32 protein-coding genes are annotated in these 25,366 nt (G+C 68.6%); 28 read left to right on the plus strand and 4 right to left on the minus strand.

The genetic code is table 11. The features are described 5' to 3' along the window. The first annotated feature begins 70 nt into the window (after positions 1-70). The 16 genes from C8D81_RS11875 (at position 71) to C8D81_RS11955 (ending at position 14,341) form a co-directional block, all read left to right on the plus strand. Positions 71-283 carry a hypothetical protein gene (locus C8D81_RS11875; RefSeq protein ID WP_077350345.1) on the plus strand — a complete coding sequence of 71 codons (213 nt, stop codon included), beginning with the start codon at positions 71-73 and terminating at the stop codon, positions 281-283. Next, entirely contained in the window at positions 283-531 is a 249-nt protein-coding gene (locus C8D81_RS11880; protein ID WP_077350343.1) for a hypothetical protein, read from the plus strand. The genes C8D81_RS11875 and C8D81_RS11880 overlap by 1 nt, the downstream gene beginning before the upstream one ends. 315 nt (positions 532-846) lie before the next feature. Next, a complete protein-coding gene (locus C8D81_RS11890; protein WP_212754163.1) occupies positions 847-2,283 on the plus strand; it encodes a Rep family protein in 1,437 nt (478 codons plus the stop codon). Next, the gene (locus C8D81_RS11895; protein ID WP_119030964.1) at positions 2,280-2,870 is read left to right on the plus strand and encodes a hypothetical protein; all 591 of its coding nucleotides are present in this window, start codon (positions 2,280-2,282) and stop codon (positions 2,868-2,870) included. The genes C8D81_RS11890 and C8D81_RS11895 overlap by 4 nt, the downstream gene beginning before the upstream one ends. After that, positions 2,867-4,153: a relaxase/mobilization nuclease domain-containing protein gene (locus C8D81_RS11900; protein WP_133626133.1), complete on the plus strand. Its 1,287-nt coding sequence runs from the start codon at positions 2,867-2,869 to the stop codon at positions 4,151-4,153. Before C8D81_RS11895 ends, C8D81_RS11900 begins: the two co-directional genes overlap by 4 nt. Before the next feature lie 37 nt (positions 4,154-4,190). Continuing rightward, positions 4,191-4,643 (plus strand): hypothetical protein, encoded by a 453-nt coding sequence (locus C8D81_RS11905; RefSeq protein ID WP_077352894.1) that lies wholly within the window; start codon positions 4,191-4,193, stop codon positions 4,641-4,643. Between the two features lie 92 nt (positions 4,644-4,735). Continuing rightward, positions 4,736-5,095 carry a Cd(II)/Pb(II)-sensing metalloregulatory transcriptional regulator CmtR gene (cmtR, locus tag C8D81_RS11910; RefSeq protein WP_077350333.1) on the plus strand — a complete coding sequence of 120 codons (360 nt, stop codon included), beginning with the start codon at positions 4,736-4,738 and terminating at the stop codon, positions 5,093-5,095. Beyond that, positions 5,092-7,011: a heavy metal translocating P-type ATPase gene (locus tag C8D81_RS11915; RefSeq protein WP_208109243.1), complete on the plus strand. Its 1,920-nt coding sequence runs from the start codon at positions 5,092-5,094 to the stop codon at positions 7,009-7,011. The genes cmtR and C8D81_RS11915 overlap by 4 nt, the downstream gene beginning before the upstream one ends. After that, the gene (locus C8D81_RS11920) at positions 7,011-7,619 is read left to right on the plus strand and encodes a cadmium resistance transporter (protein WP_133626135.1); all 609 of its coding nucleotides are present in this window, start codon (positions 7,011-7,013) and stop codon (positions 7,617-7,619) included. The genes C8D81_RS11915 and C8D81_RS11920 overlap by 1 nt, the downstream gene beginning before the upstream one ends. Beyond that, complete coding sequence (locus C8D81_RS11925) at positions 7,616-8,179, plus strand: signal peptidase II (protein WP_133626136.1); 564 nt, start codon at positions 7,616-7,618, stop codon at positions 8,177-8,179. The genes C8D81_RS11920 and C8D81_RS11925 overlap by 4 nt, the downstream gene beginning before the upstream one ends. After that, positions 8,176-8,502, plus strand: a complete 327-nt coding sequence (locus C8D81_RS11930; RefSeq protein ID WP_077350327.1) for a hypothetical protein — start codon at positions 8,176-8,178, stop codon at positions 8,500-8,502. The genes C8D81_RS11925 and C8D81_RS11930 overlap by 4 nt, the downstream gene beginning before the upstream one ends. A gap of 21 nt (positions 8,503-8,523) precedes the next feature. Continuing rightward, complete coding sequence (locus tag C8D81_RS11935; RefSeq protein WP_133626137.1) at positions 8,524-9,303, plus strand: LLM class flavin-dependent oxidoreductase; 780 nt, start codon at positions 8,524-8,526, stop codon at positions 9,301-9,303. 37 nt (positions 9,304-9,340) lie between these two features. Then, on the plus strand, positions 9,341-10,111 hold the full coding sequence (locus C8D81_RS11940) for a maleylpyruvate isomerase family mycothiol-dependent enzyme (protein ID WP_133626138.1): 771 nt from the start codon (positions 9,341-9,343) through the stop codon (positions 10,109-10,111). Between the two features lie 91 nt (positions 10,112-10,202). Continuing rightward, on the plus strand, positions 10,203-11,552 hold the full coding sequence (locus tag C8D81_RS11945) for an MFS transporter (RefSeq protein WP_208109244.1): 1,350 nt from the start codon (positions 10,203-10,205) through the stop codon (positions 11,550-11,552). 31 nt (positions 11,553-11,583) lie between these two features. After that, positions 11,584-12,852, plus strand: a complete 1,269-nt coding sequence (locus C8D81_RS11950) for a M20 family metallo-hydrolase (RefSeq protein ID WP_133626139.1) — start codon at positions 11,584-11,586, stop codon at positions 12,850-12,852. A gap of 61 nt (positions 12,853-12,913) precedes the next feature. Further along, positions 12,914-14,341, plus strand: a complete 1,428-nt coding sequence (locus tag C8D81_RS11955) for an esterase/lipase family protein (RefSeq protein WP_133626140.1) — start codon at positions 12,914-12,916, stop codon at positions 14,339-14,341. Here the strand turns inward: C8D81_RS11955 and C8D81_RS11960 are convergent. After that, a complete protein-coding gene (locus C8D81_RS11960; protein ID WP_133626141.1) occupies positions 14,322-15,407 on the minus strand; it encodes an NAD(P)-binding domain-containing protein in 1,086 nt (361 codons plus the stop codon). The two genes, C8D81_RS11955 and C8D81_RS11960, sit on opposite strands and share 20 nt — an antisense overlap. Before the next feature lie 31 nt (positions 15,408-15,438). After that, on the minus strand, positions 15,439-16,164 hold the full coding sequence (locus C8D81_RS11965) for a hypothetical protein (RefSeq protein WP_094459721.1): 726 nt from the start codon (positions 16,162-16,164) through the stop codon (positions 15,439-15,441). Between the two features lie 73 nt (positions 16,165-16,237). Between C8D81_RS11965 and C8D81_RS11970 the strand changes: the two genes are divergently transcribed. After that, on the plus strand, positions 16,238-16,669 hold the full coding sequence (locus tag C8D81_RS11970; RefSeq protein WP_133626142.1) for a hypothetical protein: 432 nt from the start codon (positions 16,238-16,240) through the stop codon (positions 16,667-16,669). On the opposite strand, the gene C8D81_RS11975 is transcribed toward C8D81_RS11970, so the two are convergent. After that, positions 16,617-18,047, minus strand: coding sequence for an MFS transporter (locus C8D81_RS11975; RefSeq protein WP_133626143.1), 1,431 nt, complete (start codon positions 18,045-18,047; stop codon positions 16,617-16,619). The genes C8D81_RS11970 and C8D81_RS11975 overlap by 53 nt on opposite strands. 80 nt (positions 18,048-18,127) lie before the next feature. On the opposite strand from C8D81_RS11975, the gene C8D81_RS11980 reads away from it, so the two are divergent. Next, positions 18,128-18,538, plus strand: a complete 411-nt coding sequence (locus tag C8D81_RS11980) for a MarR family winged helix-turn-helix transcriptional regulator (protein WP_094356818.1) — start codon at positions 18,128-18,130, stop codon at positions 18,536-18,538. Between the two features lie 105 nt (positions 18,539-18,643). Here C8D81_RS11980 and C8D81_RS11985 read toward each other — a convergent pair whose 3' ends face one another. Continuing rightward, positions 18,644-19,177, minus strand: a complete 534-nt coding sequence (locus C8D81_RS11985) for a MarR family winged helix-turn-helix transcriptional regulator (protein WP_094404346.1) — start codon at positions 19,175-19,177, stop codon at positions 18,644-18,646. 65 nt (positions 19,178-19,242) lie between these two features. Between C8D81_RS11985 and C8D81_RS11990 the strand changes: the two genes are divergently transcribed. The 10 genes from C8D81_RS11990 to C8D81_RS12035 all read left to right on the plus strand — a co-directional run bounded on the left by C8D81_RS11990 (position 19,243) and on the right by C8D81_RS12035 (position 25,366). Continuing rightward, positions 19,243-19,965, plus strand: a complete 723-nt coding sequence (locus C8D81_RS11990; RefSeq protein WP_094431315.1) for an SDR family NAD(P)-dependent oxidoreductase — start codon at positions 19,243-19,245, stop codon at positions 19,963-19,965. Between the two features lie 34 nt (positions 19,966-19,999). Beyond that, the gene (locus C8D81_RS11995) at positions 20,000-20,215 is read left to right on the plus strand and encodes a hypervirulence associated TUDOR domain-containing protein (RefSeq protein WP_094404348.1); all 216 of its coding nucleotides are present in this window, start codon (positions 20,000-20,002) and stop codon (positions 20,213-20,215) included. A 6-nt stretch (positions 20,216-20,221) separates the two neighbouring features. Next, the gene (locus C8D81_RS12000) at positions 20,222-20,770 is read left to right on the plus strand and encodes a DUF488 domain-containing protein (RefSeq protein WP_094404349.1); all 549 of its coding nucleotides are present in this window, start codon (positions 20,222-20,224) and stop codon (positions 20,768-20,770) included. 58 nt (positions 20,771-20,828) lie between these two features. Continuing rightward, positions 20,829-21,305: a hypothetical protein gene (locus tag C8D81_RS12005; RefSeq protein ID WP_144008655.1), complete on the plus strand. Its 477-nt coding sequence runs from the start codon at positions 20,829-20,831 to the stop codon at positions 21,303-21,305. Positions 21,306-21,462: 157 nt separating this feature from the next. Then, the gene (gene phoA, locus C8D81_RS12010) at positions 21,463-22,881 is read left to right on the plus strand and encodes an alkaline phosphatase (RefSeq protein WP_094404351.1); all 1,419 of its coding nucleotides are present in this window, start codon (positions 21,463-21,465) and stop codon (positions 22,879-22,881) included. Positions 22,882-23,010: 129 nt separating this feature from the next. Next, entirely contained in the window at positions 23,011-23,457 is a 447-nt protein-coding gene (locus C8D81_RS12015; protein WP_094356811.1) for a MarR family winged helix-turn-helix transcriptional regulator, read from the plus strand. Between the two features lie 76 nt (positions 23,458-23,533). After that, a complete protein-coding gene (locus C8D81_RS12020; RefSeq protein WP_094404352.1) occupies positions 23,534-24,136 on the plus strand; it encodes a DsbA family oxidoreductase in 603 nt (200 codons plus the stop codon). Continuing rightward, positions 24,133-24,627: a deaminase gene (locus C8D81_RS12025; RefSeq protein ID WP_208109245.1), complete on the plus strand. Its 495-nt coding sequence runs from the start codon at positions 24,133-24,135 to the stop codon at positions 24,625-24,627. The genes C8D81_RS12020 and C8D81_RS12025 overlap by 4 nt, the downstream gene beginning before the upstream one ends. Further along, a complete protein-coding gene (locus C8D81_RS12030; protein WP_094404353.1) occupies positions 24,624-24,941 on the plus strand; it encodes a DMT family transporter in 318 nt (105 codons plus the stop codon). Before C8D81_RS12025 ends, C8D81_RS12030 begins: the two co-directional genes overlap by 4 nt. Before the next feature lie 32 nt (positions 24,942-24,973). Beyond that, positions 24,974-25,366, plus strand: a complete 393-nt coding sequence (locus C8D81_RS12035) for a DMT family transporter (RefSeq protein WP_094404354.1) — start codon at positions 24,974-24,976, stop codon at positions 25,364-25,366.

Below are 25,366 nucleotides of genomic sequence, written 5' to 3' on the forward strand. Positions count from 1 at the left end.
GAGTAGCCGGTCAAACAGCCCAACTACCGTGGCGGGGAACCGGAAGCACACTCATGTTTGAGGACTTCCGATGTCTGTCGTCATCGACGCTCCCCGCGCCTCCGCGCTGGACCGTCCTGGGCTCGACCAGGACCTGATCCCCGTTTCGCAAGCTGATGGGCTCGATCCCGTCATCGCCGTTGCCCTCGCCGCCGGTCGTCGTGCCGGTGAGCGCCTGACCAGCACGCCGCTGACCCCGCGCCAGCGCGCCGCCGTCGCCGCCGTGATGGGTGGTGGTCGCTGATGAGCGCCAACTCCGCTGCCTTCGACCACGTGAACGGCTTCCGCTGGCGTCTGGGCGATCCCACTCTCGCCGACGCGGAAGCGCATCTCTACGACCTCGGCGTGCTCCGCTCCGTGCTGGAAGAAGCCGTCGAGATCGCCGTCGCCGACGCCCGCGCCGATGGGGTGACCTGGGCGAGGATCGGCGATGCCCTCGGCGTCACGCATCAGGCCGTCATCAAGCGCTACCGCAAGGGCGGTGCCCGATGAGCACCACCGACTGCACCAGCGCCCTCGTGTCCGCCGACCTGACCCCGCCCGGAGGGCCTGCCCTGGCACCCGCCGGAGGCGGGCTGCCCGTCGTCGTGATGACCGCCGGAAGCCGTGTTCCGCACTCCAAGAGTTTCGGGAGCTTCATTCGTTCCTACGGGCGCGGCAAGGGCTTGTCGATTGCCGCGCCATGCACCAACATGCCTGGTCAGGAGCCGGTTCCGCCCTCGCACCGCCGCGTGACCTCGCGGGATCATTTGGGGTCTCATTTGGGGGTCAATAGGGGGTCATTTAAGGCGCCGCACGCTCCTTACGATGTCGCGGGCGGTGGTCGCCGTGGCTAAGCAGGAGAACAACCCCACGAGCATCGGACTCACGCAGTACCTCGATCCGTCGTACTGGACCTGGGCTGCCGAGGATGCGAACGGGGCCGCGCTGCTCCAGCAGGGGGCCGGGCCGATCCTCACCTACATCGTGCAGCGGCTCGAGGCGGTCGGCTGCGAAGTCGTCGAGGCCTACGGCATCGTGCACGACAAGGACGAGCGCGAGGTCTGGAGCGACACGGAGAAGGCACTCGTGGTCGAGCCGAAGCCGGATCACCTGCACGCGGTGATCAAGTTCGCCAGTCGTTCGAAGAGCGCGCCGCTGGATCGGCTCGCGTTCGGCATCGGCGTCGAGCCGCAGTACGTCGAGAAGCCCGGTCGCGGACGCTACGCCTTCGACAACATGCTGTCGTACCTGACGCACGTGAAGTACGCGGACAAGCACCAGTACGCCCCTTCGGAGGTCGCCACGGTGCGCGGGCCGGACTACCTCGGCATCGACGCCCTGCGCCGGGAGACGTGGCTCAAGGGCCGCGCCCACGTGAAGAAGAAGGTCGTCGCCGAGAACTTCGAGGACATGCGCGAGCGGGTGCTCCAGGGCGAGATCACGCGCGATCAGATCATGCTCACCGATGGCCTGTTCGACATCTACTCGCGGCATCAGCGGGAGATCGACGACGCACTGTCGGCCTATGGTCAGCGCCGCGCGTATCGGGCGGCAGCGAAGCTCCGCGCCGGTGATTTCTCAACGCATGTGGTGTTCGTCCACGGGGATGCCGGGATCGGCAAGACGCGGTTCGCAACGGACTTCATCATGGCGGCGATTGACGCGGCGAACGCGAACGGCGAGCGGTGGCAGGTCTACCGGGCCGCGACGGGCAACCCGCTCGATGACTGGCGCGGGGAGGAGGTTCTGCTGCTCGACGATCTGCGGGCTTCGGCGATGGATGCGAACGACTGGCTGTTGCTGCTCGATCCGTACAACGCCTCCCCGGCGAAGGCGCGTTACAAGAACAAGGGCGAGGTGGCTCCGCGACTGATCGTCATCACGGCCACCATCGAGCCGGTCGAGTTCTTCTTCTACGCCCGCCAGAAGGGCAACGTGGACGAGGCGCTGGACCAGTTCATCCGTCGCCTGGCATCGGTCGTGAAGGTGTTCCGCGCCGACGATATCAACCGCTACCTCGTGCAGCACATCGGGAAGATCGAGCCCTACGAGTGGCATCAGTGCAGCCTTCCGGCGGCCGCGCACACGCCGGGCGTCAACGGCAACTCGTACCACCAGCAGGTGGCTCCGTCGCGCGAGCTCACCTACGGTCCGGAGACCTCCGCGGAGCACGACGCCGAGAGCGCGGTTGTCGAACTGCTGAGCGGGCTCGCGGTGCGCAGCCCGGACGTGCCGCTGGCGCTGATCGGAGGTGCGGCATGAGCGCCGATCAGCACCCGCTCTTCCAGGGGATCGAAGGGGGCGGAGCCCCCTCGCAAGCAGGGCTGGAGGACACGAGCGTCAGCGATGTGTCCGACAGGCCTACTGCTTGCCACTCTGGCGTACAGGTGGAGCAGCAGGCCGACTCCCAGGTGAAAACCGGTCGGGCTGATGCGGAGGCTGTGCGCCAGAGTCACGGCGGCGCGAAGCGTCGTCGTGGGGGCGGCGGGCGGCTTGATACGCGCTTCGATGAGGCCACGCTCGGGGCGCTGCGCACTCGTGCGGAGCGGCTCGGGCTGGCTCCGAGCACCTGGGTGCGGAGCGTCGTGCGCGATGCTCTGCACGCCTCCCGGAGCGAGGAGCTGGACGCCGCCGTGGCCGCGCACCTGCTCGGCGTCGAGGCGCGCGTGCAGGCCTCGGCGGACGCCCGGGAGCTTGCCGCGCAGGTGCGCCCGCTGGCGATCAACGTCAACGACCTGGACCGCCGCGCGCGGGCCGGCGAGGCGGTCGCGCTGTCGGCGGAGGTGCCCGAGCTGATCGAGCTGCTGCGCGAGGTCCGGACCCTGCTCGGGGATCGGACGGCCTCATGAGCACCACGCACTACAGCCCGAGCACCAGCGCCGGAGACACGGAGCGCTACATCCGTGGCAAGGAGGACGAGCGCGGGGTCGCGATCACGTGCGACGTGCCGGGAGGCCCCGGCGCATTCTCGGCCCGCGCCCGCGCGCTCACGCAGAACACGAAGCGCGACGTCGAGGCACTGCACTACCGGCAGTCGTTCAGCGACGAGGAGTTCGACTCGAGCAGCCCGGAGGACGTGCAGCGGGTGAACGATCTGGGCTACCAGCTCGCGAAGAAGATGCACCCGGACTCGGACTGCCTCGTGGTCAGCCACGTGGATGGTCGGGGCAAGAAGCCGCACAACCACATCCTCGTGATCAATCACAGCAACCGGACCGGAAAGGCCCTCTCGGATTACCGCACGTTCCACGACCGCAAAGCCGGGAACCAGCGGGGCGTGCAGTCGGCGAACGACGAGTTGATGCGCGATCACGGCCTCTCGGTCGTGAAGCGGCTGGAGCACGCCCCGAAGGACTGGGAGCTGCGCCGCGAGGACTTCGCCGAGGGCGGTCTCGACCGCGAGATGGGCGACCGGATGAGCGCCGCCCTGGCCGATCCCCGGTCGGTGGACAAGGCCGGTCTTGAGGCGGTGATCGCGGAGCAGAACCAGCAGCTCGGCGGCGACGGGGAGCGGGTGCCGCGGATGCGCCTGCACAGCCCAGTCAGCAAGAAGGGCAAGCGCGCCGGTCAGGAGACCTGGACGCTCTACATCGAGGACCGCCGCGGCGGGTCCGGGCGCGCTGAGCGCCGCAAGCGCACGAGTGCGCTCTCGGCGGATTTCACACCGGAGGGCGCAGCCGCGTTCTTCGACTACCACCAGCAGCAGAAGGAGCAGGAACATGAGCGCAGCGCTCGACAGGCTGAAGCAGCAGAACGCGCACGAGCAGCCGCCGCAGCAGCTCGGCAGTCCGGCGACGATGGAGGTGTTGACCTCGATCCTCACCGCCGTCGAGGCGCAGAACGCGAGGCTCGACCGGCTGGCCGAGCAGCAGAAGAAGCTCGCGGGGTTCGTGAAGGTCATGGACGAGGAGACGACGAGGCGGCTGGAGAGGATCGCGGCCCCGGCGTCGACCTCCTCGCCCTCCAGCGACGTGTCCGCGAGGATCGCGAGTATCGAGAGCAGGCAGAACGAGATCGCGAGCACGCTCGGCGAGTTCGCGCGGAGTCTCAACGGCGAGAGCTTGAACGCCGCGTCGCGGAGCTTGGTCGCGGAGGCGCAGAAGAATCACGCGGCTACGGCCTCGGCGATTGAGGGGCTCAAGGCGCAGGCCGCAGCGAACCAGAAGCTCGTGAGCCAGGTCGGCGGAGCCGTGCAGCGGATCGAGAAGCGCACCGAGGAGCGGGTCGAGAAGGCCGTCGAGCAGGTCACCGGGGAGGCCTCGGCGACGATGACGGCAAACCTCGACGCGTCGAACGAGCGGGCCGAGCGGATCATCGCCGCCACGGCGAAGCTGGAGACCCGTCAGCTCTGGTCGGCTGCCGCCGCGATGTGCCTCGCACTCCTGCCGGTGGTCGTGGTCATCGCTGGGCTCTGGATGGGCATCGCCGGGCTCATCACGGGCGCTCAGTGGGCGCTGGACGTAAACGGGAGCGTGTGGCTCGGAATCGGGCGCTGGCTCGTGGTCGGTGTGGGCCTCGCCGGGGCCAGCTACGGGCTCTTCGCGTCCGTCCGCTGGGTCGCTGGCCTCGTGGAGACCTGGAAGGACCGCGGGCTGCCGAAGTGGCCGCGCTGGCGAAAGTAGGCGACCAGGGTTCCCGAGGGCAAGCGCGCGGAGCGCGTGCGGCAGCCCTGGCGAGTCGACAATAAGTCAGCCAACACTGTATAGTTCAGTGCATGCTGACTGTTGCTTCTCGTCTCGACGTCATGAACCGGCTCGGCCGGGCCATGGCGGACCCGACGCGCTCCCGGATTCTGATGACCCTGCTCGACGGCCCGAGCTACCCGGCCGTGCTCTCGCGCGAGCTGGAGCTGACTCGCTCGAACGTCTCCAACCACCTGACCTGTCTGCGCGACTGCGGCATCGTCGTCGCCGAGCCGGAGGGGCGGCAGACGCGCTACGAGATCGCCGACCCGCATCTGGCGGCGGCGCTCACCGCACTGGTGGACGTGACGCTCGCTGTCGACGAGCACGCGCCCTGCGTGGACTCTTCGTGCACAGTGCCGGGTTGCTGCGGGACGGGGGCGGGCGAGTGAGCGCGGCGTGCGGCTGCGAGCACGACGAGCCTGAGACCACTTCGGGAGAGGAAGCCGAGGAGGCGGCGCGTCCCTGGTGGCGGGACCGCGGGATCATGGTCCCGGTCTTCTCCGGCGTCGCGTTCCTGACCGGCCTGGTGCTGGAGTGGGCGGGGCTGGAGGTCCCGGCGCTGGTGCTGTTCTGGATCGGTCTGCTGTTGGGCGCGTCGACCTTCACCCCGGGCGCGATCCGGAAGCTGTTCAAGGGCAAGCTCGGCATCGGCCTGCTGATGACGATCAGCGCGGTCGGCGCGGTGATCCTCGGGTATGTCGAGGAGGCCGCCGCCCTGGCGTTCCTGTACTCGATCGCTGAGGCGCTGGAGGACAAGGCCATGGACCGTGCCCGCGGCGGGCTGCGGGCGCTGCTCAAGCTCGTCCCGGAGACCGCGACCATCCGCCGCGACGGAGCATCGGTCGAGGTCCCGGCGAAGGACCTGGCTGTCGGTCAGCTGATGCTGGTGCGGCCGGGTGAGCGGATCGCGACCGACGGCATCGTCCGCACGGGACGCTCCAGCCTGGATACGTCCGCGATCACTGGCGAGTCGATCCCGGTCGAAGTCGAACCCGGCGACACCGTCTCCGCGGGCGCGATCAACACCGCTGGGGCGCTCGAGGTCGAGACGACCGCGGCGGGCACCGACAACTCGCTGACCACGATCGTCGACCTGGTGGAGAAGGCGCAGGCAGAGAAGGGCGACCGCGCCCGCCTCGCCGACCGCATCGCCCGGCCCCTCGTCCCGGGCGTGCTGATCCTCGCCGCCCTCGTCGCGATCATCGGGTCGCTGCTCGGCGACCCGGAGCTGTGGATCACCCGCGCCCTCGTCGTGCTCGTGGCGGCATCTCCCTGCGCGCTGGCGATCTCGGTGCCGCTGACCGTGGTGGCCGCGATCGGGTCGGCGAGCAAGTTCGGCGTGATCATCAAGTCCGGGGCCGTGTTCGAACGGTTCGGCGTGATCCGCCACGTCGCCGTCGACAAGACCGGCACCCTGACCCGCAACGAGCCCGCCGTCACCGCCGTCCTCACCGCCGAGGGCGTGACCGAGAAGCAGGCGCTGGCCTGGGCCGCCGCGCTCGAGCAGCACAGCACCCACCCCCTTGCGGCCGCGATCACCGCCGCGGCCCCCGGGGCCCCCGCGGCTGACGGTGTGACCGAGCAGGCCGGGCACGGCATCGAGGGAACCCTCGACGGTGCGCGGATCACGGTCGGCAGCCCGCGCTGGCTCGACGCCGGGACGCTCGGCGAGCAGGTTGCTGGGCTGGAGGAGCAGGGCATGACGGTCGTGATCGTGCACCGCGACGGCACGCCGGTCGCCGCGATTGGCGTCCGCGACGAGCTGCGTCCCGAGGTCCCCGAGGTCGTCCGCACCCTCGCCGCACAGGGCATCGGGGTCACCATGCTCACCGGCGACAATGCTCGCACCGCCCGCGCCCTCGCCGCCCAAGCCGGGATCGGCGACGTGCGTGCCGAGCTGCGCCCGGAGGACAAGGCCGCCGCGATCGCAGAACTCGGCGAGAAGGGGGCTGTGGCGATGATCGGCGACGGCATCAACGACGCTCCCGCCCTCGCCGCTGCCGACATCGGCATCGCGATGGGCGCGACCGGCTCGGATGCCGCGATTGAGTCCTCCGACGTCGCGTTCACCGGCCACGACCTGCGCCTGCTGCCGCGTGCGTTCGACCACGCCCGCCGCGGACGGCACATCATCAACCAGAACATCATCCTTTCGCTGCTGATCATCACCGCCCTGCTCCCGCTCGCCCTCTTCGGCGTCCTGGGGCTCGCGGCCGTGGTGCTCGTGCACGAGATCGCCGAGGTCGTCGTGATCCTCAACGGACTCCGCGCCGCCCGCACGCGTACCCCACGGCTGGAGAGCTGATGCTTGCGACCATCGGCTCAGCGATCGGCTTGTTTGCTGCGACCAACATCGATGACATCGTCGTGCTGACCGTGCTGTTCCTGGCCTCCAGCCGAGGGAAGCCGCGACCGTGGCAGATCGTCGCAGGCCAGTACCTCGGGTTCATCACCCTCGTCGTGATCAGCGTGATCGCCGCGCTCGGCCTGACCATCGTCCCCGACGAATGGGTGGGCTTCCTCGGCCTGATCCCGCTCGGCATCGGCATCTGGACCCTCGTGCGGGGCCTGCGACGCAACTGTGACGACGATGACGACGACGAGAAGATCACCGCGGTCGGGCTGTGGGGCGTCGCCGGGATCACGATCGCCAACGGGGCCGACAACATCTCCCTCTACACGCCGATCTTCCGCACCAGTTCGCCCGGCGACGTCGTCGTCATGATCGCGGTGTTCCTCGTCCTCGTCGCCGTCTGGTGCGCTGCTGGACGCCTGATCGGAACCCACAAGGCCGTCACCGAAACGCTTGAACGCGTCGAGCACTGGCTCGTACCCGTCGTGTTCATCGGCCTGGGCCTGTTCATCCTGATCGATTCCGGCGTCATCGTCCGCCTCGTCGAGGTCCTCGCATGACCCCGGACGCGGCTGCCGATGCTGAGCTGACGTCGGGAGAGCGGCAGCAGAGGGGGCGTTGGCGGCTCACGGCGGGGGCACTCGCGCTCGGCGGGCTCGTCCTCCTGATCGATCAGGGGACGAAGGCATGGGCGGAGGCCACGCTCACAGTAAGTGAGCGCCTCCCGCTGATCGGCGACCTGCTGGGCCTGCAACTCGCTTACAACCCCGGCGCGGCGTTCTCCTTCGGTGAAGGTTCCACCTGGGTGTTCGCGCTGGTGGCCGTCGCGGCCACCGTCACCGCGATCGTGTTCGCGTTCCGTGTCCGACACCCCGGGTGGGCGATCGTGATCGGCGCGCTTGGCGGGGCCGCCGCCTCCCACGCCGGCGACAGGCTTTTCCGTGCTCCAGGGTTCGCCCAGGGGCACGTCGTGGACTTCCTCGCCTACGGGAACTGGTTCATCGGGAACGTCGCCGACGTCGTGATCGTCACCGCCGGTGTCGGCCTGGTATGTCTGAACCTCCTCACGCAGACCCCTCGCACGACAGCTGAGGGTGAACGAACGGAAGAAGCTTCATGAAGGTGGAACTGCTGCACATCGCCGACTGCCCGAACACGGGAATCGCCGAAGCCAACGCACGGGCAGCGCTGGACGCTCTCGGACTCGGGGCCGTGCCTGTCGAGCTGGTGACGATCGGGACCGAGGCCGAAGCGGCGAACACTGGGTTCGGAGGCTCGCCTACGATTCTCGTCGACGGCATCGACCTGTTCCCGACAACACTCGTTCACTCACTGGCGTGCCGTGTCTATGTGGCTGAGAACGGTTTCGCCGGCGCACCGGCGGCAACACAGATCGATGAGGCGTTGCGCGACCGCATGCAAGGCGGCGAGAGCGACCGATAAGGCGAGTGTTGCAACCGCGACATGCGCTATGAGAACCCGATGTACATGGCCGAGGACGCGGGTGCCGCGGATCTGATCTCCGGCGGCCGGCTCGAGCTCGGCATCAGCCGGGGATCGCCCGAGCAGGTGATCGACGGCTGGCGCTACTTCGGCTACCAGCCCGCCGAGGGTGAGACCGCCGCCGACATGGCCCGCCAGCACGCCGAGGTGTTCCTGGAAGTGCTGTCCGGCAAGGGATTCGCGCGACCCAACCCGCGGCCGATGTTCCCCAACCCGCCGGGTCTGTTGCGTCCCGAACCGCATTCCCCCGGTCTGCGCAGGCGGATCTGGTGGGGCGCGGTCTCGGATGCCACCGCGCGCTGGACGGCCGAGAAGGGGATGAACCTGATGAGCTCCACACTCAAGGCCGACGAGACCGGTGAGCCGTTCCACGTCCAGCAGCGCAAGCAGATCGAGGCCTTCCACGCCGCCTGGCAGGAAGCCGGTCACGACTGGCAGCCGCGCACCTCGGTGAGCCGCTCGATCATGCCGATCACCACCGATGAGGACCGGATGTATTTCGGCCACGAGGGTGAGAGCTCCGATCAGGTGGGTCAGATCGAGCAGGATCTGCGGGCGGTCTTCGGGCGCAGCTATGCCGCCGAACCGGACAAGCTGATCGAACAGCTGGCCGACGATGAGGGCATCGCCGCCGCGGACACGCTGCTGCTCACCGTGCCGAACCAGCTCGGGGTGGACTACAACGCCCGGCTGATGGAAACGGTGCTGACCCAGGTCGCCCCCGCGCTCGGCTGGCGCTGAGGCGCAGCCGGGGTCGCGGGTGGGGCAGGATGAACCCATGGCGACCACGTTGAGCTGGGATGAACTGGGCGAGGGGATCGGGCGCGCCGGGACGGTGCTGCGGGCGAACGCTGCCAGCAGCGGTCTCGACGCCCCGGTGCCCACCGCACCGGAGTGGACGGTCCGCGACCTGGTGGCGCACCAGGGCCGGGTGCACCGGTGGGCTGTCGCGGTGCTGGACGGTCGCGCCCAGCTCGCCGACAGCGGCGACTTCGCACCGACCGAGGACGAGGCCGCCGATCTGCTGGAGTGGTTCGACGACGGCTGGGCACTGCTGTTGCACACCCTCGGCGGTGCACCGGAGGATCTCGACGTGCCGTTCTTCCTGCGCACCGGGGATTCGCCGCGGGTCGGTTGGGCCCGCCGCCAGGCCCACGAGACCAGCATCCACGCCGTCGACGCCCTCGCCGCGCGGCTGGGGCGTACGCCGGCCGCGGACGAGACCTGGTTGCAACCGATGTTCGCCGCCGACGGTGTCGACGAACTGCTGATGGGTTTCGCACCCCGCCGTTCCACCGGGTTGCGCAACGACGAACCCATCACCGTCGAGGTGTCGACCACCGACACCGGAGGAGTCTGGTCGCTCGATATCGGCCCGGAGGGGACACGTCCCCGCGCCGAGCCCTCGCCCGATGCGGCGGTACGCCTCAGCGGCCCGGCGGTCGAGCTCTACCTCGGGCTCTGGAACCGCGGCGACTCGAATCGGGCCGGGCGGATCGACGACCCGCAGAATTTCCTGCCCAGCTGGGCGGAGCGGGTGCGGATCTGAGCAGACGCGTGCGGTGAGACGGCCGACCGAAAGGCTTAACACCTCAGACCTCCAGCGGTAGTGTCCGCCAGCAACGACCGCGGGAGGCACGATGACGAGCACCGAGGACCCGGAACGGACCGGCGAGAGCCGTTACGAGCAGGGTTACCACACCTCCGGCGTGATCACCTCGATGCAGCGGCGGGTGCTCGCCGGCGCCTCGGTCGGCCAGTTCATCGAGTTCTATGACTTCGCGCTCTATGCGATCTCGGCGATCACGCTGTCCCGGCTGTTCTTCCCACCCGGCAACGAAACCACCGCGCTGCTCTCGCTGTTCGCGGCCTACGGTGTCTCCTTCTTCATCCGTCCCGTCGGCGGGCTCGTCTTCGGTGCCCTCGGTGATCGGATCGGCCGCCGCAACGTGCTCTTCGCGACCCTGCTGCTGATCGGTGTCGCGACCGCCGGAATCGGTTCCCTGCCGAGTTATCACACGATCGGCATCACCGCGACGGTGCTGCTGGTCTTCCTGCGGCTGGTCCAGGGCTTCTCCGCCGGCGGGGAATCGGTGGGCTCACCCGCTTTCGTCTTCGAGCATGCACCGGTCGATCGGCGCGGTTGGTGGATCAACGTCGCGCTGGCCGCGACCGCGTTGCCCTCGGTGGTGGCCTCCGGGCTGGTGCTGCTGCTGCAGACCACCATGGAGCCGGCCGCCTTCGGTTCCTACGGTTGGCGGATCCCGTTCTGGATCGCGTTGCCGCTGGCGGTCTTCGGCATCTGGATCCGGTTGCGCACCGACGAATCCCCGGCCTTCAAGCAGATGGAGGCCGCCCAGCGCGCCGAACTCGCCCGGGCCACCCCGGTCCGCGACGCCTTCCGCGAGAACTGGCTGACGATGGTGCAGGTGGTCTTCGTGATGGGGATGACCGCGATGGGCTTCTATTTCCTGTCCGGCTACTTCATCTCCTACGTCGCCACCACCGGCCGGTTGAGCAGCAGCCAGTCGCTCGGTCTGAACGCGCTCGCGATGCTCGCCTACACCATCCTGCTGCCGATCATGGGCCGGATCGGTGACCGGGTCGGCCGGCGCACGATGATGCTGGCCGGGCTGGCCGCGATCCTGGTGCTGGCCCTGCCGGCGTTCCTGCTGGTCACCAGCGGCAATGTCGCTCTGGCGCTGCTCGGCCAACTGCTCTTCGTCCTCGCGATCACCATCTATGGCGGCGGTTGCTACACCTTCTTCATCGAGGTCTTCGACACCCGTACCCGCTTCACCTCGGCCGCGTTCAGCTACAACCTGGGGTACGCACTGTTCGGTGGCACCGCGCCGCTGATCGGGACCGCGCTGGTGTCGGCGTCGAAGATCCCTTACTCACCGGCGTTCTATGTGATGGGCTTCGCCGTCCTGGTGCTGGTGCTGATGTTCGCACTCCGCATCCCGGAGACCCGCGGCCGGATTTCCTGAACCCGCAAGCTGCGCAGCAGAAGGAGAATCGATGGAGACGAACAGGTCCGCTGCCGAGGTGCTGGCATCCTTCGCGGAACTGAGCCGGATCGGGGCCACCGAGGCCGGCGGGGTGGAACGGCAGGCCGCGACCGCGGCCGACGGCGAGACCCGGGCCTGGTTCCGGCGGTTCGCGAGCGAGCGCGGCTGGTCGACCCGGGTGGACGGGATCGGCAACCTGTACGCCCTGGTCGAGTTGGTGCCCGGTGCGCCCTCTGTCTATCTGGGTTCGCATCTGGACTCCCAGCCGCGCGGCGGCAGGTTCGACGGGGCCTACGGTGTGCTCGCGGCCCTGCACGCGGCCGACCGGTTGCAGCGCCGCGCCGCCGCCGAACCGGGTGCGGTGGCGTACAACCTGTGCGTGGTGGACTGGTTCAACGAGGAGGGCGGCCGGTTCCAACCCTCGATCATGGGCAGCTCGGTGTTCGCCGGGATCATGGACCGCGAGACGATGCTCGAGGGCACCGATGACGACGGAATCACCGTGCGGGAGGCACTTGCGGCGATCGGCCAGCTCGGCACCGATGAGCCACCGACACCCGCCGCGTACGCCGAGATCCACATCGAGCAGGGCCGGATCCTGGAGCGCGAGGGGATCGGTTTCGGCGCGGTGGATTCCACCTGGTACACCCAGAAGCTCGATATCGAGGTCGACGGCGAACAGTCGCACACCGGTGCCACCTTGATGGCGGACCGGCATGACGCGCTCTACGTCGCCTCCCGGGTGATCACGATGCTGCACGACATCTGCGACGAGTTCGAACCGGAGGCGCTGCTCTCGGCGGTCGGCTATTTCACCGTCGAACCGAACTCGCCGATCGTGGTGAACCGTTACGTGCACATGGTCGGCGATCTGCGTTCCAACGATCCGCAGATCGTGCACCAGGCCCGGGACCGGCTGGTCGAGCGGTTCGCCGAACTGGCCCGGGAGACCGAGGTCCGGATCACCGCCAGAGATGTCGACATCCGACCCAAGCTGCACTACCCGGAGGCGGGGATCGAGCTGGTGGAGAAGGTCGCCGCCGATGCCGGGGTCGAGGTGCGCCGGATGCAGACGATGGCCGGCCACGACTCGGTGCCGATGAACACCGTGGTCCCGACGGTGATGATCTTCATCCCCAGCGTCGACGGGGTTTCCCACTGTGAAAGGGAGTTCACCCGCGACGAGGACCTGCTCGCCGGTGTCGATTTCCTGGAGAACGTCGTCTGGGAACTGCTGCAGGGCCGGTTGGACGGGGTCGAACCGGCACCCCGGTACTGAGCCGGTGACCCCGGCGCCGACCTACCCTGTTGGGGCACGGTTGTCGGTCCAGGAGGTAGGCGTGCCGGTGCTCGGGATGGTCCTGCTGGTGGCGATCGTCGCGCTCGCCCTGGTCACCGTGCTCGACCTGATCCGCCGGGTGCCGCTGATCTGTGCACCGGTGCTGGCGCTGGCCGTGCCGGTGATCCTGAACGCACCCCTGCTCGGCTGGTACCTCGACCGCGAGCTGGGCGGCCGGTGGCGCGCCCCGATGATCGTGCTGGCGGTGCTGCTCGGCTACCTGTGGCTGCGGTTGCAGCTCGCCCCGATCCGCGACGGCGTCCGGCTCGGACCGCTGACCAAGATCCTCGGCGGTGCCACCCCGATCCTCTATGCGCTCTGCTATGCAACGATTCTGCAGGCCATCGTGCTGCCGGTGGTGTGGGTCCGCTGGGGTGCGCTGATCCCGACCGGCGTGCTGGTCACCAACCTCGTCTGGTCGGTGTTGAGCTGCCTGCTGCTCTATCTCAACGGCGCCCTGCGCGCCGTGCTGCTGTCGAAGAGCCTGTCGGTGGTCAGCCGGGTGTTCCTGCTGGGCACCCTGTGGATCCCGGTGCTCGGTTGGATCGCCGGGGTCGGCGCCGGGCGTACCGTCCGCCGCGAGTATCTGGCCGCCGTCGACCGGGCCGAGTGGGAACGGGAACTGCCCACCGACGACCGGTGCGCGACCCGGTATCCGATCCTGCTGGTGCACGGCGTCGGCTGGCGGGACCGGATGCTGTTCAACGCCTGGGGCCGGATCCCGCGCTATCTGAAGCGGCACGGGGCGAGCATCTACCACGGTGAGCAGGAGGCCTGGGGCACCATCGAGGAGAACGGGAAGCAGGTCGCGGCCCGGATCGCGCAGGTCTGCGAACAGACCGGCTCGCCGAAGGTCAACGTGATCGCGCACAGCCGCGGCGGGATCGATTCCCGGTACGCGATCTCGACCCTCGGCATGGGTGATCGGGTGGCCAGCCTGACCACGATGAACACCCCGCACCACGGCGTACGTTTCGCCGACACCGCAACGAAACTGAAGGAACCGGTCTATCTCAAGCTCGCCGCGGTGGTGAACTGGGTCTTCGCGGTGGCCGGTGACACGACCCCGGACTTCCTCACCTCGACGATGGCCTTCCGCACCGAGCTGGCCCGCGAGTTCAACCGCAACACCCCCGATCATCCGGCGGTCCACTACCAGTCCTACACCTCGGTGATGAGCTCGGCCGCGAGCGATCCACGGTTGGCGGTGCCCTATCGGGTGATCAAGGCGCTCGGTGAGGAGAACGACGGGCTGGTCTCGGTGGATTCGGCGAAGTGGGGCGAGTTCCGCGGGGTCTTCCGCAGCACCGGACGCCGCGGTGTCTCGCACGGCGACCTGGTCGACTACAACCGCGAGGACTTCCACGGGTTCAACGTGCTCGCCGAATACATCCAGATCGTCGGCGAACTCAAGCAGCGCGGCTATTGAGCTCGCGCAGATATCGCCGGACCGCGGTCGCGGCCGCGCGCCCACCCCGGTTGCCGCCGATGGTGCTTGCCGACGGGCCATAGCCGACGAGCTGGACGCGCGGGTCCCGCGCGGCGGTGACGGCGGCCTGCGGGCCGCTGCCCGAGGGCAGCAGCGCGATCCCGCCGAGCTCGGAGCGCAGGTGCAGTGGCGCGAGATGCGAGACGGCCGGCCGGAACCCGGTGGCCCACAGGATCACGTCGGCCGCCTCGAAGGAGCCGTCGGCCCAGCGCACCCCGTCCGGTTCGATCGAGTCGAACATCGGGCGACGATGGTCGTACGCGCCCAGCCGTCGCGCCTGTTCCTCCTGCGGCCGGAGCATCAATCCGGTCACGCTGACCACGCTGGCCGGCGGCAGCCCCTGGGTGACTCGTTCGGCCACCCTGGTCACGGCCGCCAGTCCGGCATCGGGATTGAAGTCCCCGCTGCGCCAGACGGGTTCGCGGCGGGTGACCCAGATCGTCTCGGCGACCGGGGCCAGCTCGCCGAGGAACTGGATCGCCGATGCGCCACCGCCGACGACCACGATCCGCTTGCCGGCCAGCTGCTCGCGCCCCGGATAGTCGGCGGTGTGCCACTGCTCGCCGGTGAAGGACGCCTGGCCGGGATAGCGCGGCACGAACGGGCGGGTCCAGGTGCCGGTGGCGTTGACCAGGGTACGGGTCCGCCAGAACCGGTCACCGGCCTCGACCCGCAACAGTTCCGGCTCCTCGGGATCGTCGCGGACGGTGTCGACGCGCACCGGACGGATCACCGGAAGTCCCTGTGTCTGTTCATAATCCGCGAACCAGGTCGGGATGACCTGGTTGGCGCGGTCGGTGGAAGTGCCGGGTGCCGGTGCATCCGGCAGGTCCGCGACCCCGTGCACATCGGTCATCGTCAGCGAATCCCAGCGGTGCTGCCAGGCGCCCCCGGCGCGCTCATCGGCGTCCAGCACGACATGGTCGATCCCGCGCCGCTTCAGGTGATGGGACGTCGACAACCCGGCCTGGCCCGCGCCGATCACCAACGAGTCGAGAACATCCATCACGATGGGTGGAACAACGAAACCGCCGCGGTTATGCCCGATCGGCCAGTGTCGTGCCCCAGTCGGGGTCGATCGCACCGCCCACGGCGTCGGCAAAGGTGCCGCGCACCAGCGCCACCAGACCGGTGAGATAACCGGTGCGCAGCGCGTGGGTGTCCGCGGTGTCACCCGCCAGTTGGCCGAGCGTGCCACGGGCCAGTTGCAGGGCGCTGCCGGCCAGGTGCTCGACGCCCTCGGGGTCGATCGGCTGCAGTTCCAGGGCGTGGGCGATCGTGCGGTAGTGACCGGTCAGCCGGTCCCGGTCCTGCGTGTCGATCTGGGCCAGCCGCTCCCGCAGACCGGGATCCGGTGAGGTCATCGCCAGCGCCCGGACCGCGACGAAAGCCCGCCAGCGCTCCGAGCCGGTGAAGATGGTCAGCTCGGCATCCGCGCTGTCGGCGATGAAGCGGGCCGCGCAGGCACGCCGATCGCGGTCATCCGGCAGCACGGCGCGCCGGGCGATGGCCACGACCTCCTCGCGGCCGAGGGTTGGGCTGCTGTGCACGGCCAGCGCCTGGTCGATCGCGAACGCCTGGAACTCGGCGCGATTGCGCCAGATCCGGTACGCCGAGGCGCGGGAGACGCCGGCGGCCTCGATGATCTGCTCCATCGGCAGATCGGCACTCACCGGTACGCCGTGTTCGGCGATCTGGCGCAGTACCGATGCGACGACGAGTTCGCGGGTCTGCTGTTCGGTGCGGTGGGTTCTGGTCGTCACGTGGGCCTCCTTGACGTCGAGACACAGTGTCTCATACGGTTGTTGAGACATCACATCTCAAAGGAGTCCGATCATGCCGCAGAATCGTTCGCGTACCGCCGTGCTGGCCGGGATCGTGGCCAGCGTGCTCGCCATCGCGGCCGTCGCGCTCAGCAGCGACGCGCTGCGCTCCCAGCTCGCCGGGGCGTACGCCTATCCGAATGCGTCGGGGATGAGCCTGGACGACGCCACCTCCTGGACGACGACCTATCTGTTCCTGATCTCCGGCGCCGCCCTGCTGGTCGCGTTGATCTATCTGATCCCGCGGGTCGCCGGCTCGCGCGCGGGCTGGTGGACCGGTGCCGTGCTCACCGTGCTCGGTGCCGCCCTGGCGATCTACAACGCGACCCAGGTCTTCCCGCTGCTGATCAGGGTCGCCGGCTTCCTGCCCGTTGCCGCCGGGCTGGTCTGGCTCAGCCTGTCTGGCTCCGGCCGGCGCACGGCTCGGGCTGCCGCTGCGGCGTGACCGATGCGGTGGCGGTCGGCGTACGCCCCGGGATGGTCAGCGCGACGAGCGTCGCGATCCCAATGATCACGGCGATTCCGCTCATCGCGACCGTGAGCGGTACGCCCCCACTGATGGTGACCACATTGATCAGCACCGCCAGGCCGATCGCACCGCCGAGCTGTTGACCGGTGGTGGCGATCCCGCTGGCGGTGCCCTGATCGGCCTCGGTGGTGCCGGTGGTCGCGGTGGCGTACATGGTCGTGAAGACGACGCCCTGCCCGATGCTGAAGAGCGCGGCCAGTGCGAGCACCAGCGGCCACCCGGTCGCGTCCTGCACCAATCCGGCGAACAGGGCGACACCGGTCAGGCCGATCAGTTGACCGGACAGCATCGCCGTCCGCAGTCCGGTGCTGGTGGCGAGTCGGCCGCCGATCGTGGTGCCGATCAGCACCCCGGCGCACGGGATGACGAAGGCGAGTCCGGTCACGAACGGGCTCAAACCCCGTACCTGCTGGAAATACAGGGTCAGGAAGTAGGCCGTCGCACCGAATCCGGCCATGAACAGGAAGGTCGACGCGGTGCCGGTGGACAGGTGCCGGTTGCGGAAGCGGTGGAGGTCGAGCAATGGATCGGCGGCCCGTCGTTCGACGAGCAGCAGGACCGCGGCGGCGACCAGCCCCGCGACCAGGGTGCCGAGCGCGGCGGTGGAGGCCCAGCCGCCCTCGGCGGCGAAGGTGAAGCCCATCACGACCAGTACCGCGGTGGCGGTGGTCAGCACGGCGCCGGGGAGGTCGAGGCGCCCGGCGTGCGGGCGGTGCGCATCGGCCGGTACCGAGCGCGCGGCGAGCAGCGCGACCAGCGCGACCAGCGGCAGGTTGATCGCGAACACCGCCCGCCAGCCGAAGAGGTCGGTCAGTACGCCGCCGAGGATCGAACCGAGCACCATGCCCGATGAGCCGGCGGCGCCCCAGATGCCGAGCGCCCGGTTGCGGGGCGCGCCCTCGGTGAAGCTGGTGGTCAGCAGGGCCAGGGTGGCGGGTGCCAGGGCTGCGCCGCCGATGCCCTGGATGCCGCGACCGAGGATCAGCATCCATTCGGCGACGGCGATGCTGCCGAGCAGTGAGCCGAGGGCGTACCCGGCCAGTCCGAGCAGGAACATCCGGCGCCGCCCGAGGGCGTCGACGAGTCGGCCGCAGAGCAGCAGGAACCCACCGAATGCGATCGCGTACGCGCTGACCACCCATTGCAGGGTCTCGGCGGAGAAGCCGAGCCCGGCGATCTGGGGGAGTGCGACGAAGACGATGTTGTAGTCCAGTCCGATCAGCAGCTGGGCCGCGGCGAGCACGGTGAGCAGCAGCGCCGGGTGTCGTGGGGATGCGGGTTTCGTGGGGTTCATCTCTCTCCGAAATAGTCCGAGTTACCATCTTCCGAGTTCGGACAGTAACAGTTCGGGAGAGGTCCGGCTAGAGTCATGGTGTGAAAAGTTCCGGTGGTGATGTGGAGCTGTGCGGGTTGGTGGCGCGGCTGAATCAGCGGCTGGATTCGCATGTCCGCCGGGTCGCGGACCGTCTGGGGATCACCTCCTCGCAGACGATCGCGTTGCGCGAGCTGTCCGAGGCGATGACGCTCACCGAGCTGGCCGAGCGGATGAGCTGCGAGGCCTCCAATGCTGGGTATGTGATCGACCGGATGGCCGAACAGGGCCTGGTCACCCGCGAGCCGCATCCCGGTGACCGGCGCCGCAAACTCCTCGAACTCACCGCGGCAGGGCAGCGGTGCCGCCGCAATGTGCTCACCGCGCTGGCCCAGCAGGCCCCGGTCGACACCCTCGACGCGGCCGAGCAGGACGCGCTGAAAACCCTGCTGCGCAAGGCGACCGGGGGCTGATGCCCCGTTCATCGAGTAGCCGGCCTCCCACGTTCATCGAGTAGCTGGCCCGGTGTGGCGAAGCGGAGCCCGGGGCAGCGTGTCGAGATGAACCGGTGCCCAGGGTCAGTCGCCGACCTGGCCGATCCGCTGCGTACCCAGTTCGTCCTGCAGTCCGGCCAGCAACTTGCTCAGCAGGCGGGCGAGAGCCTCGCGTTCCTCGCTGTCCAATGATTCCAGCAGCTCCAGCTCGCGGCCGAGAACGGCGTCGACGAGACGTTCGACGGTCTCGTGGCCGGCCTCGGCCAGCGTGACGTCGACCGCGCGTGACCCGGCTCGTGGGGTGCGTCGGACCAGGCCCTGCTTCTCGGCCCGGTCGACGCGTTGGCTGATCGCTCCGGCGGTGACCATTCCTGCCACCGCCAGTTCGCGGGTGGTCAGCGTGTAGGGGTCGCCGGAACGGCGCAGGGTGGACAGCAGGTCCAGGGTCGCGGCATCGGCGTCATTGCTGCGCAACAGGCGGGTGCGATCGTCGCCGAACAGTTTCGCGGCGTGCCAGATCCGGGTGACGATGCCGATCGACTCGACCGAGGTGCCCGGGCGTTCTCTCAACCAGGCCAGTGCGATCGCGTCGACCTGGTCATCGGGGTCGTAGGCCATCGTGCGGCTCCCGTCGGATCGGATGCTAACGTTTAGGCCTAAACGTCAGCTCTGAGGAGGATGTCATGGACAGGACCGTGATCGTAACCGGTGGTGGTACGGGAATCGGGCGGGCGATCGCCGAGCGATTTGCTGCCGCAGGGGACCGGGTGATCATCACCGGCCGGCGCCGTGAGGTGCTCGACAAGGCGGCCGACGAGCTGGAGGGGAATGTCGAGGTGCGCGACTTCGACGCGTCGGATCCCGGGCAGGTGGAAGCGTTCGTCGTTTCGCTGGATGGGGTGGACGTCCTGGTCAACAACGCCGGCGGCAACACCGACTTCGATGGCGCGGAGCCCGGCAGCCTGGCGGAGGTGGCTGATGCCTGGCAGCGAAATCTGGCTGCGAACCTGATCTCGGCGGTGCTGGTGACCACGGCCCTGGGACCGAAGCTGGGCGCCGGGGCCTCGGTGATCTCGATCGGCTCGATCGCTGCCGACAAGGGCGCGGGTGCCTATGGGGCGGCCAAGGCGGGGATCGCTTCCTGGAACATCGGGCTGGCCCGCGAGCTGGGTCCGCGTGGGGTCACCGCGAATGTGGTGTCTCCGGGATTCATCGAGGCGACCGAGTTCTTCCGCGACGCGCTGACCGACCAACGCCGCCAGTCGCTGATCGATGCCGCGCTGACCGGGCGGGCCGGCGTGCCGGACGATATCGCCGCCATGGTTGAATTCCTGGCCTCCGAGGGGGCCCGCCAGATCGCCGGCCAGACGTTCGCGGTCAATGGGGGCGAGTGGCCGAGTCGCTGAGTGTCATGATGGGTGGGACGCGGAGGGAGTTGCGATGGCGGAACGCTTCGAGGTCGGCGATCATGTCGGCTGGAACTCCGAGGCCGGGCAGGTGGCCGGCCGGATCATTCGCGTGCACACCGCGGACTTCGACTACAAGGGCCACACCCACCGCGCCTCACCCGATGACCCGCAGTACGAGATCAAGAGCGACAAGACCGATCACATCGCCGCACACAAGGGTGGCGCGCTGCACCGGCTCGACGACTGAGCGGCGATGGGTACGCCGATCTTCACCATCGGACACTCGAACCGGTCACTCGAGGAGTTCATCGGTCTGCTGCAGGAGACCGAGATCGAGAGGGTCATCGATGTCCGCAGACTGCCGGGTTCGACACGCTACCCGTGGTTCGACGAGAGTGCGCTTGCCGGATCCCTTGCTGCGCAGGGGATCGCGCTCGATCGGTTGAGCGCACTCACTGGCCGCCGCCCGGTCAGCAAGGACGTCCCGTTCGAGGTCAACGCCTGGTGGGAGAACCGAAGCTTCCACAACTTCGCCGATCATCCCCTTTCGGCCGAGTTCACCGCGGCGCTCGCCACCCTGCAGGAATGGGGAGCTCTGGGGCGTACCGCGGTGATGTGCTCGGAGGCCGTCTGGTGGCGCTGCCACCGCCGGATCATCGCCGATCACCTGCTCGCCCACGGGGCCGACGTCCGCCACATCATGGGCCCGAAGCACGTCGACCGGGCCAGACTCAGCGAGGGCGCCGTGATCGGTGGTGACCTTGAGGTGACCTACCCGGCAACGGAGCGGTCCACGGTCTGATTCCGCGGTGGTCTTTGGGCCGATGTGGTGGCCAGAGCCCCGTAGATAGCTTGATGGCGTGTCGGCTGAACAGTTGGAGTCAGGGATGACGATCTTCGGGCGAATCATGCTGACGCTCGCGGTGATCGCCATCGTGATTCTGTTGGCCATCGGGGGAATGCGGGCATTGGTCTCCGGGTTCCTCTATCAGGGAAAGCTGTTTGCGTTCCAGTTTCCGGGCACTGCCAGCCACCATGCCTTCTTCCAGTGGAAGTACGACAGGCTCGCGCAGATCGCTCCCAGCCTGGGTGACAACGATCCGCTTCCGGCCGACTACGCCGAGATGGGCGTCGATGGTGTGGCGCATCGGGCGGATGGTTCGCCGACCGGCGAGTTCTATCTCGTGGCGTTCCGCAACTGGCGTGATGAGGCCGGCATGCTGATCGTTCTGACGGCTGCCACTTGGCCATCGAATGGAGTCAGCGTCAGCGGTGGTTGGGGAATCCAGCAGTGTGAGCGCCTCGACGATCGATGGCTGACCTGCTGGGGAGACTGACCCAGACGATTCACCCGGCGTACTCCCCGGGTGAATTGGACAGCTCCCGCACCGGTTGTACACAGAGTTCAACTCGGACGATCAGTGACAGGTGACGTTCGCCTGCTCGGCATGGACCGTTCGCCGGGAGTTCACCGGGCGGGAGTGAGGTTGGGCCATGACTCCTCTCATTCGTAACACGCGTCGTTCCGCGCTCGCGCTCGCCACGGTGGCGGTGCTGGGCATCTCCGCGACGGCCGCGTACGCCGCGGGCGGGCTCGCCGCCCAGGGTGGCGCGGCCCGCCTTTCCGGCGACCAGACCACGACGGTGAAGAAGGCCATCGACGGTGGCAAGGCCCGCAACGTCATCCTCATCATCGGCGATGGCATGGGCGATTCCGAGGTCACCTCGGCCCGCAACTACGAGTACGGTGCCGCCGGGAAGCTCCCCGGCATCGACGCCCTCCCGCTGACCGGCCAGTACACGACCTACTCGCTCTACAAGGACGGCAAGCCGGACTACGCTCCCGACTCGGCCGCGACCGGTACCGCCTGGGCGACCGGCACGAAGACCTACGACAACGCGGTGTCGGTCGACATCGAGGGTAAGCCGCAGAAGACGCTGCTGCAGCTCGCGAAGGAGCGCGGCCTCAAGACCGGCAACGTCACCACCTCCGAGATCCAGGACGCCACCCCGGCCGTGCAGGTCGCGAACATCTCGCAGCGTTCCTGCTACGGCCCGAACAAGACGAGCACGACGTGCCCGGAGGCCGCGCTGGAGAACGGCGGCCCCGGATCGATCACCGAGCAGACGCTCACCACCCGTCCCGACATCACCCTCGGCGGCGGTGCGGCGACCTTCGCCGAGACCGCCAAGGCCGGTGAGTACGCCGGCCAGACCCTGGCGCAGCAGGCGACCGCGCGCGGGTACCAGACTGTGACCGACGCCGCCGGCCTCGCCGCCGTCACCGAGGCGGACCAGTCCAAGCCGCTCCTCGGGCTCTTCGCCTCCGGCAACCTGCCGGTGCGCTACACCGGCCCGGAGGCCACTCCGACCGGCGGCTCCCTGCCGGCCGCGAAGTGCACGCCGAACCCCGAGCGTCCCGCGACGCAGCCTAAGCTCGCCGACATGACCAAGAAGTCCATCGAGCTGCTCGACAACAAGGGCAAGAAGGGCGGCAAGGGCTTCTTCCTCCAGGTCGAGGGTGCGAGCATCGACAAGCAGGACCACGCCGCCAACGCCTGTGGCCAGATCGGTGAGGCGGTCGACCTCGACGAGGCCGTGCAGGAGGCGCTCAAGTTCGCCGAGGCCGATAAGAACACCACGGTCCTGGTCACCGCCGACCACGCGCACACCAGCCAGATCGTCGAGGCCGGCTCCACCACGCCCGGTCTCACCGCGAACCTCCTCACCAAGGACGGCTCGCCGATGACGATCGCCTACGGCACCGCCGCGGCCGGTCGTTCGCAGCAGCACACCGGCTCGCAGCTGCGCGTCGCCGGTTACGGTCCGCAGGCCGCGAACGTCGTCGGTCTCACCGACCAGACCGACATGTTCTTCACCATCTCCCGTGCGCTCAGCCTCGGCGGTCGCTGACGCACATCTCTGCCGGTCCGGTCATCGCGATGCGGTGGCCGGGCCGGTTCGCGTCCGGACCTGCTTGACAGCGTGCGAACCACTGCTAGGGTCAGTGCATGTACACACACTTAGAGGATGGGGGATGGCATGAGCGAATCAGCGAGCGGCGCCTGGGCGCAGGTCGCGGCGTTCGCCTCGGCGGTGGATGCCAACCTCGACAAGTGGCTCGGTGACACCTATCGACTGGGGCTGACCGAGTATCGCGCGCTGACCTTCCTGAGCCAGTCACCGGACAAGGAGCTGCGGATCGCGGCGCTGGCCCAGCGGGTCGGGCTCACCTCCACCTCGACCACCCGGCTGGTGAGCCGACTGGAGAGCAAGGGGCATGCGCGTCGGGATGTGTGCGAGGACGACGGTCGCGGTGTGTACGCCGTGATCGACGAACCGGGCGAGGAGCTCTGCCGCGAGATCCAGGCGGCCTTCGATGCCCGCGTCGAGGAGCTGCTGAGCAACCCGGCCAAGCACTTCCCGCACCTGGATGCTCGCGCCCTCGCCTCGGCACTCCAGCAGGTGCGCGCGCTCGTCAAACCCTGACGCTCCGGTGGCTGCTGGAGGCGTACTTCTCGCAGCACATAAATGCATGTACACACACAGATAAAAGGAGATGTCCATGACCACGAAGATCGACGTGTTCGTCGACTACGTCTGCCCGTTCTGCTTCCTGGTGGAGCCGGCGATCGACGAACTCAAGCGGGACCGCGATGTGGAGGTGACGATCCGACCGTTCGAGCTGCGGCCCGATCCGGTGCCGACCCTGCGGCCGGAGGATGATTATCTGCCGCGGGTCTGGCAGCAGTCGGTCTGTCCGATGGCCGACCGCGTCGGCATTCCGATGACCCTGCCGTCGATCTCGCCGCAACCGCGGACCGAGAAGGCGTTCATGGTGCTGCAGCTGGCCCAGGAGCGTGGTCTCGCGGAGGCGTACAGCGAAGCGATGTTCGCCGCCTTTTTCCAGCAGGACAGGAATATCGGCCTCGACGAGGTGATCATCGCGGTCGCCACCGGTGTCGGTCTCGACCGGGACGAGGTGGTGGCGGCCCTGAACAGCGAGGAGCGCCGCACCCGTCAGCGGGCCGATCAGAAGCATGCGGTGAACACGGTCGGGATCGACGCGGTGCCGGGCATCGTGGTCGAGGGCCAGGTGCTGCGCGGCGTACCGTCGGCGAACCGATTGAAGAAGGTCGTCGACGATCTGCGGCGGGACCAGCCGTGACCGCCGCGCACCTGATGACGCGGGCCGTCGACTTCTGCACCGCGCACGTCGAGGCGGGCGGGCTCCCATTCGTCGGTGTCGTGGTGAATGCGGACGGTGTGGCGATCTCGGGTTTCGGCGTGAACCGGGTCGCCGAGACCGGGGATCCGATGGCGCATGCCGAGGTCGTCGCGATCCGCGAGGCGATGGCCGGGTCGGATCTCACCACCCTGGCCGGTTGCACGTTGCTGGCGACCGGCGAACCGTGCGGGCTGTGTTACCGGTACGCGATCGAGCGCGGTATCGATGCGATCCTCGTCGCTATCGACCGCGACGAGGTCGCCGGGTTCGGCTTCGACTATCGCGCCAGCTATGCCGCCTTCGGCATCACCGAGGCGCAACGCGCCGACCTGTTCCACCCGCTGCGCGTCGCGCACGGTGACACCCCGTTCGCCCGCTACCTGCACCTGCGCCACCCCGCACATCCAACCCTGAAAGGAACATCGACATGAGTTGGCTCCACCTGGCCGTCGCGGTCGTCTTCGAAATCACCGTCGGCATCTCGGCCGGCAAGGCGAACGGCTTCAAGCATCTCGGGTGGACGATCGCGACCCTGGTCAGCGGCGCGATCGCCACGTTCTTCCTCAGTCTGGCGCTGCTCACCTTCGACGTCGGCGTCGGGTACGCCCTGTGGACCTCGCTGGCCGGGGTCGGGATCGTCGTCGTCGGCGCACTCTTCCTCGCCCAGAAACTCACCTGGCGCAAGGCCCTCGGCATCGCCATCGTCATCGCCGGCGTCGTCGGGCTCAACCTCGCCGGCGCCTGACCTGCCGGAATCACTGTTCAGAAAGGAAATGTATGAGCACCACATCCACACCCACCGCTACCGTCGAATCCGCGAGGAAGGGCCGCGCCTGGCTCGCGCTGCTGATCGCGGGCGCCTTCGAGGTCGGCTATGCCCTGTCGGTCAACGGCAGTGCCGGATTCACCAATCCGCTCTGGTCCGCCGTCGCTGTGGTGTTCTTCCTGTGCACGCTGTTCTTCCTCAGCGTTGCGCTGAAGCGGATCGACGTCGGCATCGGGTACGCCGTATGGGCCGGCATCGGCGCCATCGGCGCCGCCGTGTTCGGCCCGGTCTTCTTCGAGGAGACCCTCACCTGGGTGAAGGCGTTCTGGCTCGCCGTGATCATCGGCGGGGTCGTCTGGCTCAAGCTCGCCGACAGCCCGAAGCTCGAGGCGGCGTCGAGCTGA

The sequence above is a fragment of the Enemella evansiae genome, from assembly GCF_004362375.1.
Classification (GTDB): domain Bacteria; phylum Actinomycetota; class Actinomycetes; order Propionibacteriales; family Propionibacteriaceae; genus Enemella; species Enemella evansiae.

Excerpts from the sequence above, each read along its gene's own strand:
- C8D81_RS11995 (WP_094404348.1), top strand. The coding sequence starts at position 20,000 with ATGGCGGAACGCTTCGAGGTCGGCGATCATGTCGGCTGGAACTCCGAG.
- C8D81_RS11925 (WP_133626136.1), top strand. The coding sequence starts at position 7,616 with ATGACCCCGGACGCGGCTGCCGATGCTGAGCTGACGTCGGGAGAGCGG.
- C8D81_RS11970 (WP_133626142.1), top strand. The coding sequence starts at position 16,238 with ATGCCGCAGAATCGTTCGCGTACCGCCGTGCTGGCCGGGATCGTGGCC.
- C8D81_RS11950 (WP_133626139.1), top strand. The coding sequence starts at position 11,584 with ATGGAGACGAACAGGTCCGCTGCCGAGGTGCTGGCATCCTTCGCGGAA.
- C8D81_RS12035 (WP_094404354.1), top strand. The coding sequence starts at position 24,974 with ATGAGCACCACATCCACACCCACCGCTACCGTCGAATCCGCGAGGAAG.
- C8D81_RS11945 (WP_208109244.1), top strand. The coding sequence starts at position 10,203 with ATGACGAGCACCGAGGACCCGGAACGGACCGGCGAGAGCCGTTACGAG.
- C8D81_RS11990 (WP_094431315.1), top strand. The coding sequence starts at position 19,243 with ATGGACAGGACCGTGATCGTAACCGGTGGTGGTACGGGAATCGGGCGG.
- C8D81_RS11975 (WP_133626143.1), bottom strand. The coding sequence starts at position 18,047 with ATGAACCCCACGAAACCCGCATCCCCACGACACCCGGCGCTGCTGCTC.
- C8D81_RS11895 (WP_119030964.1), top strand. The coding sequence starts at position 2,280 with ATGAGCGCCGATCAGCACCCGCTCTTCCAGGGGATCGAAGGGGGCGGA.
- cmtR (WP_077350333.1), top strand. The coding sequence starts at position 4,736 with ATGCTGACTGTTGCTTCTCGTCTCGACGTCATGAACCGGCTCGGCCGG.
- C8D81_RS11985 (WP_094404346.1), bottom strand. The coding sequence starts at position 19,177 with ATGGCCTACGACCCCGATGACCAGGTCGACGCGATCGCACTGGCCTGG.
- C8D81_RS11920 (WP_133626135.1), top strand. The coding sequence starts at position 7,011 with ATGCTTGCGACCATCGGCTCAGCGATCGGCTTGTTTGCTGCGACCAAC.
- C8D81_RS11930 (WP_077350327.1), top strand. The coding sequence starts at position 8,176 with ATGAAGGTGGAACTGCTGCACATCGCCGACTGCCCGAACACGGGAATC.
- C8D81_RS11960 (WP_133626141.1), bottom strand. The coding sequence starts at position 15,407 with ATGGATGTTCTCGACTCGTTGGTGATCGGCGCGGGCCAGGCCGGGTTG.
- C8D81_RS12000 (WP_094404349.1), top strand. The coding sequence starts at position 20,222 with ATGGGTACGCCGATCTTCACCATCGGACACTCGAACCGGTCACTCGAG.
- C8D81_RS12030 (WP_094404353.1), top strand. The coding sequence starts at position 24,624 with ATGAGTTGGCTCCACCTGGCCGTCGCGGTCGTCTTCGAAATCACCGTC.
- C8D81_RS11890 (WP_212754163.1), top strand. The coding sequence starts at position 847 with ATGTCGCGGGCGGTGGTCGCCGTGGCTAAGCAGGAGAACAACCCCACG.
- C8D81_RS11900 (WP_133626133.1), top strand. The coding sequence starts at position 2,867 with ATGAGCACCACGCACTACAGCCCGAGCACCAGCGCCGGAGACACGGAG.
- C8D81_RS11880 (WP_077350343.1), top strand. The coding sequence starts at position 283 with ATGAGCGCCAACTCCGCTGCCTTCGACCACGTGAACGGCTTCCGCTGG.
- phoA (WP_094404351.1), top strand. The coding sequence starts at position 21,463 with ATGACTCCTCTCATTCGTAACACGCGTCGTTCCGCGCTCGCGCTCGCC.
- C8D81_RS12020 (WP_094404352.1), top strand. The coding sequence starts at position 23,534 with ATGACCACGAAGATCGACGTGTTCGTCGACTACGTCTGCCCGTTCTGC.
- C8D81_RS11935 (WP_133626137.1), top strand. The coding sequence starts at position 8,524 with ATGCGCTATGAGAACCCGATGTACATGGCCGAGGACGCGGGTGCCGCG.
- C8D81_RS12015 (WP_094356811.1), top strand. The coding sequence starts at position 23,011 with ATGAGCGAATCAGCGAGCGGCGCCTGGGCGCAGGTCGCGGCGTTCGCC.
- C8D81_RS11875 (WP_077350345.1), top strand. The coding sequence starts at position 71 with ATGTCTGTCGTCATCGACGCTCCCCGCGCCTCCGCGCTGGACCGTCCT.
- C8D81_RS11940 (WP_133626138.1), top strand. The coding sequence starts at position 9,341 with ATGGCGACCACGTTGAGCTGGGATGAACTGGGCGAGGGGATCGGGCGC.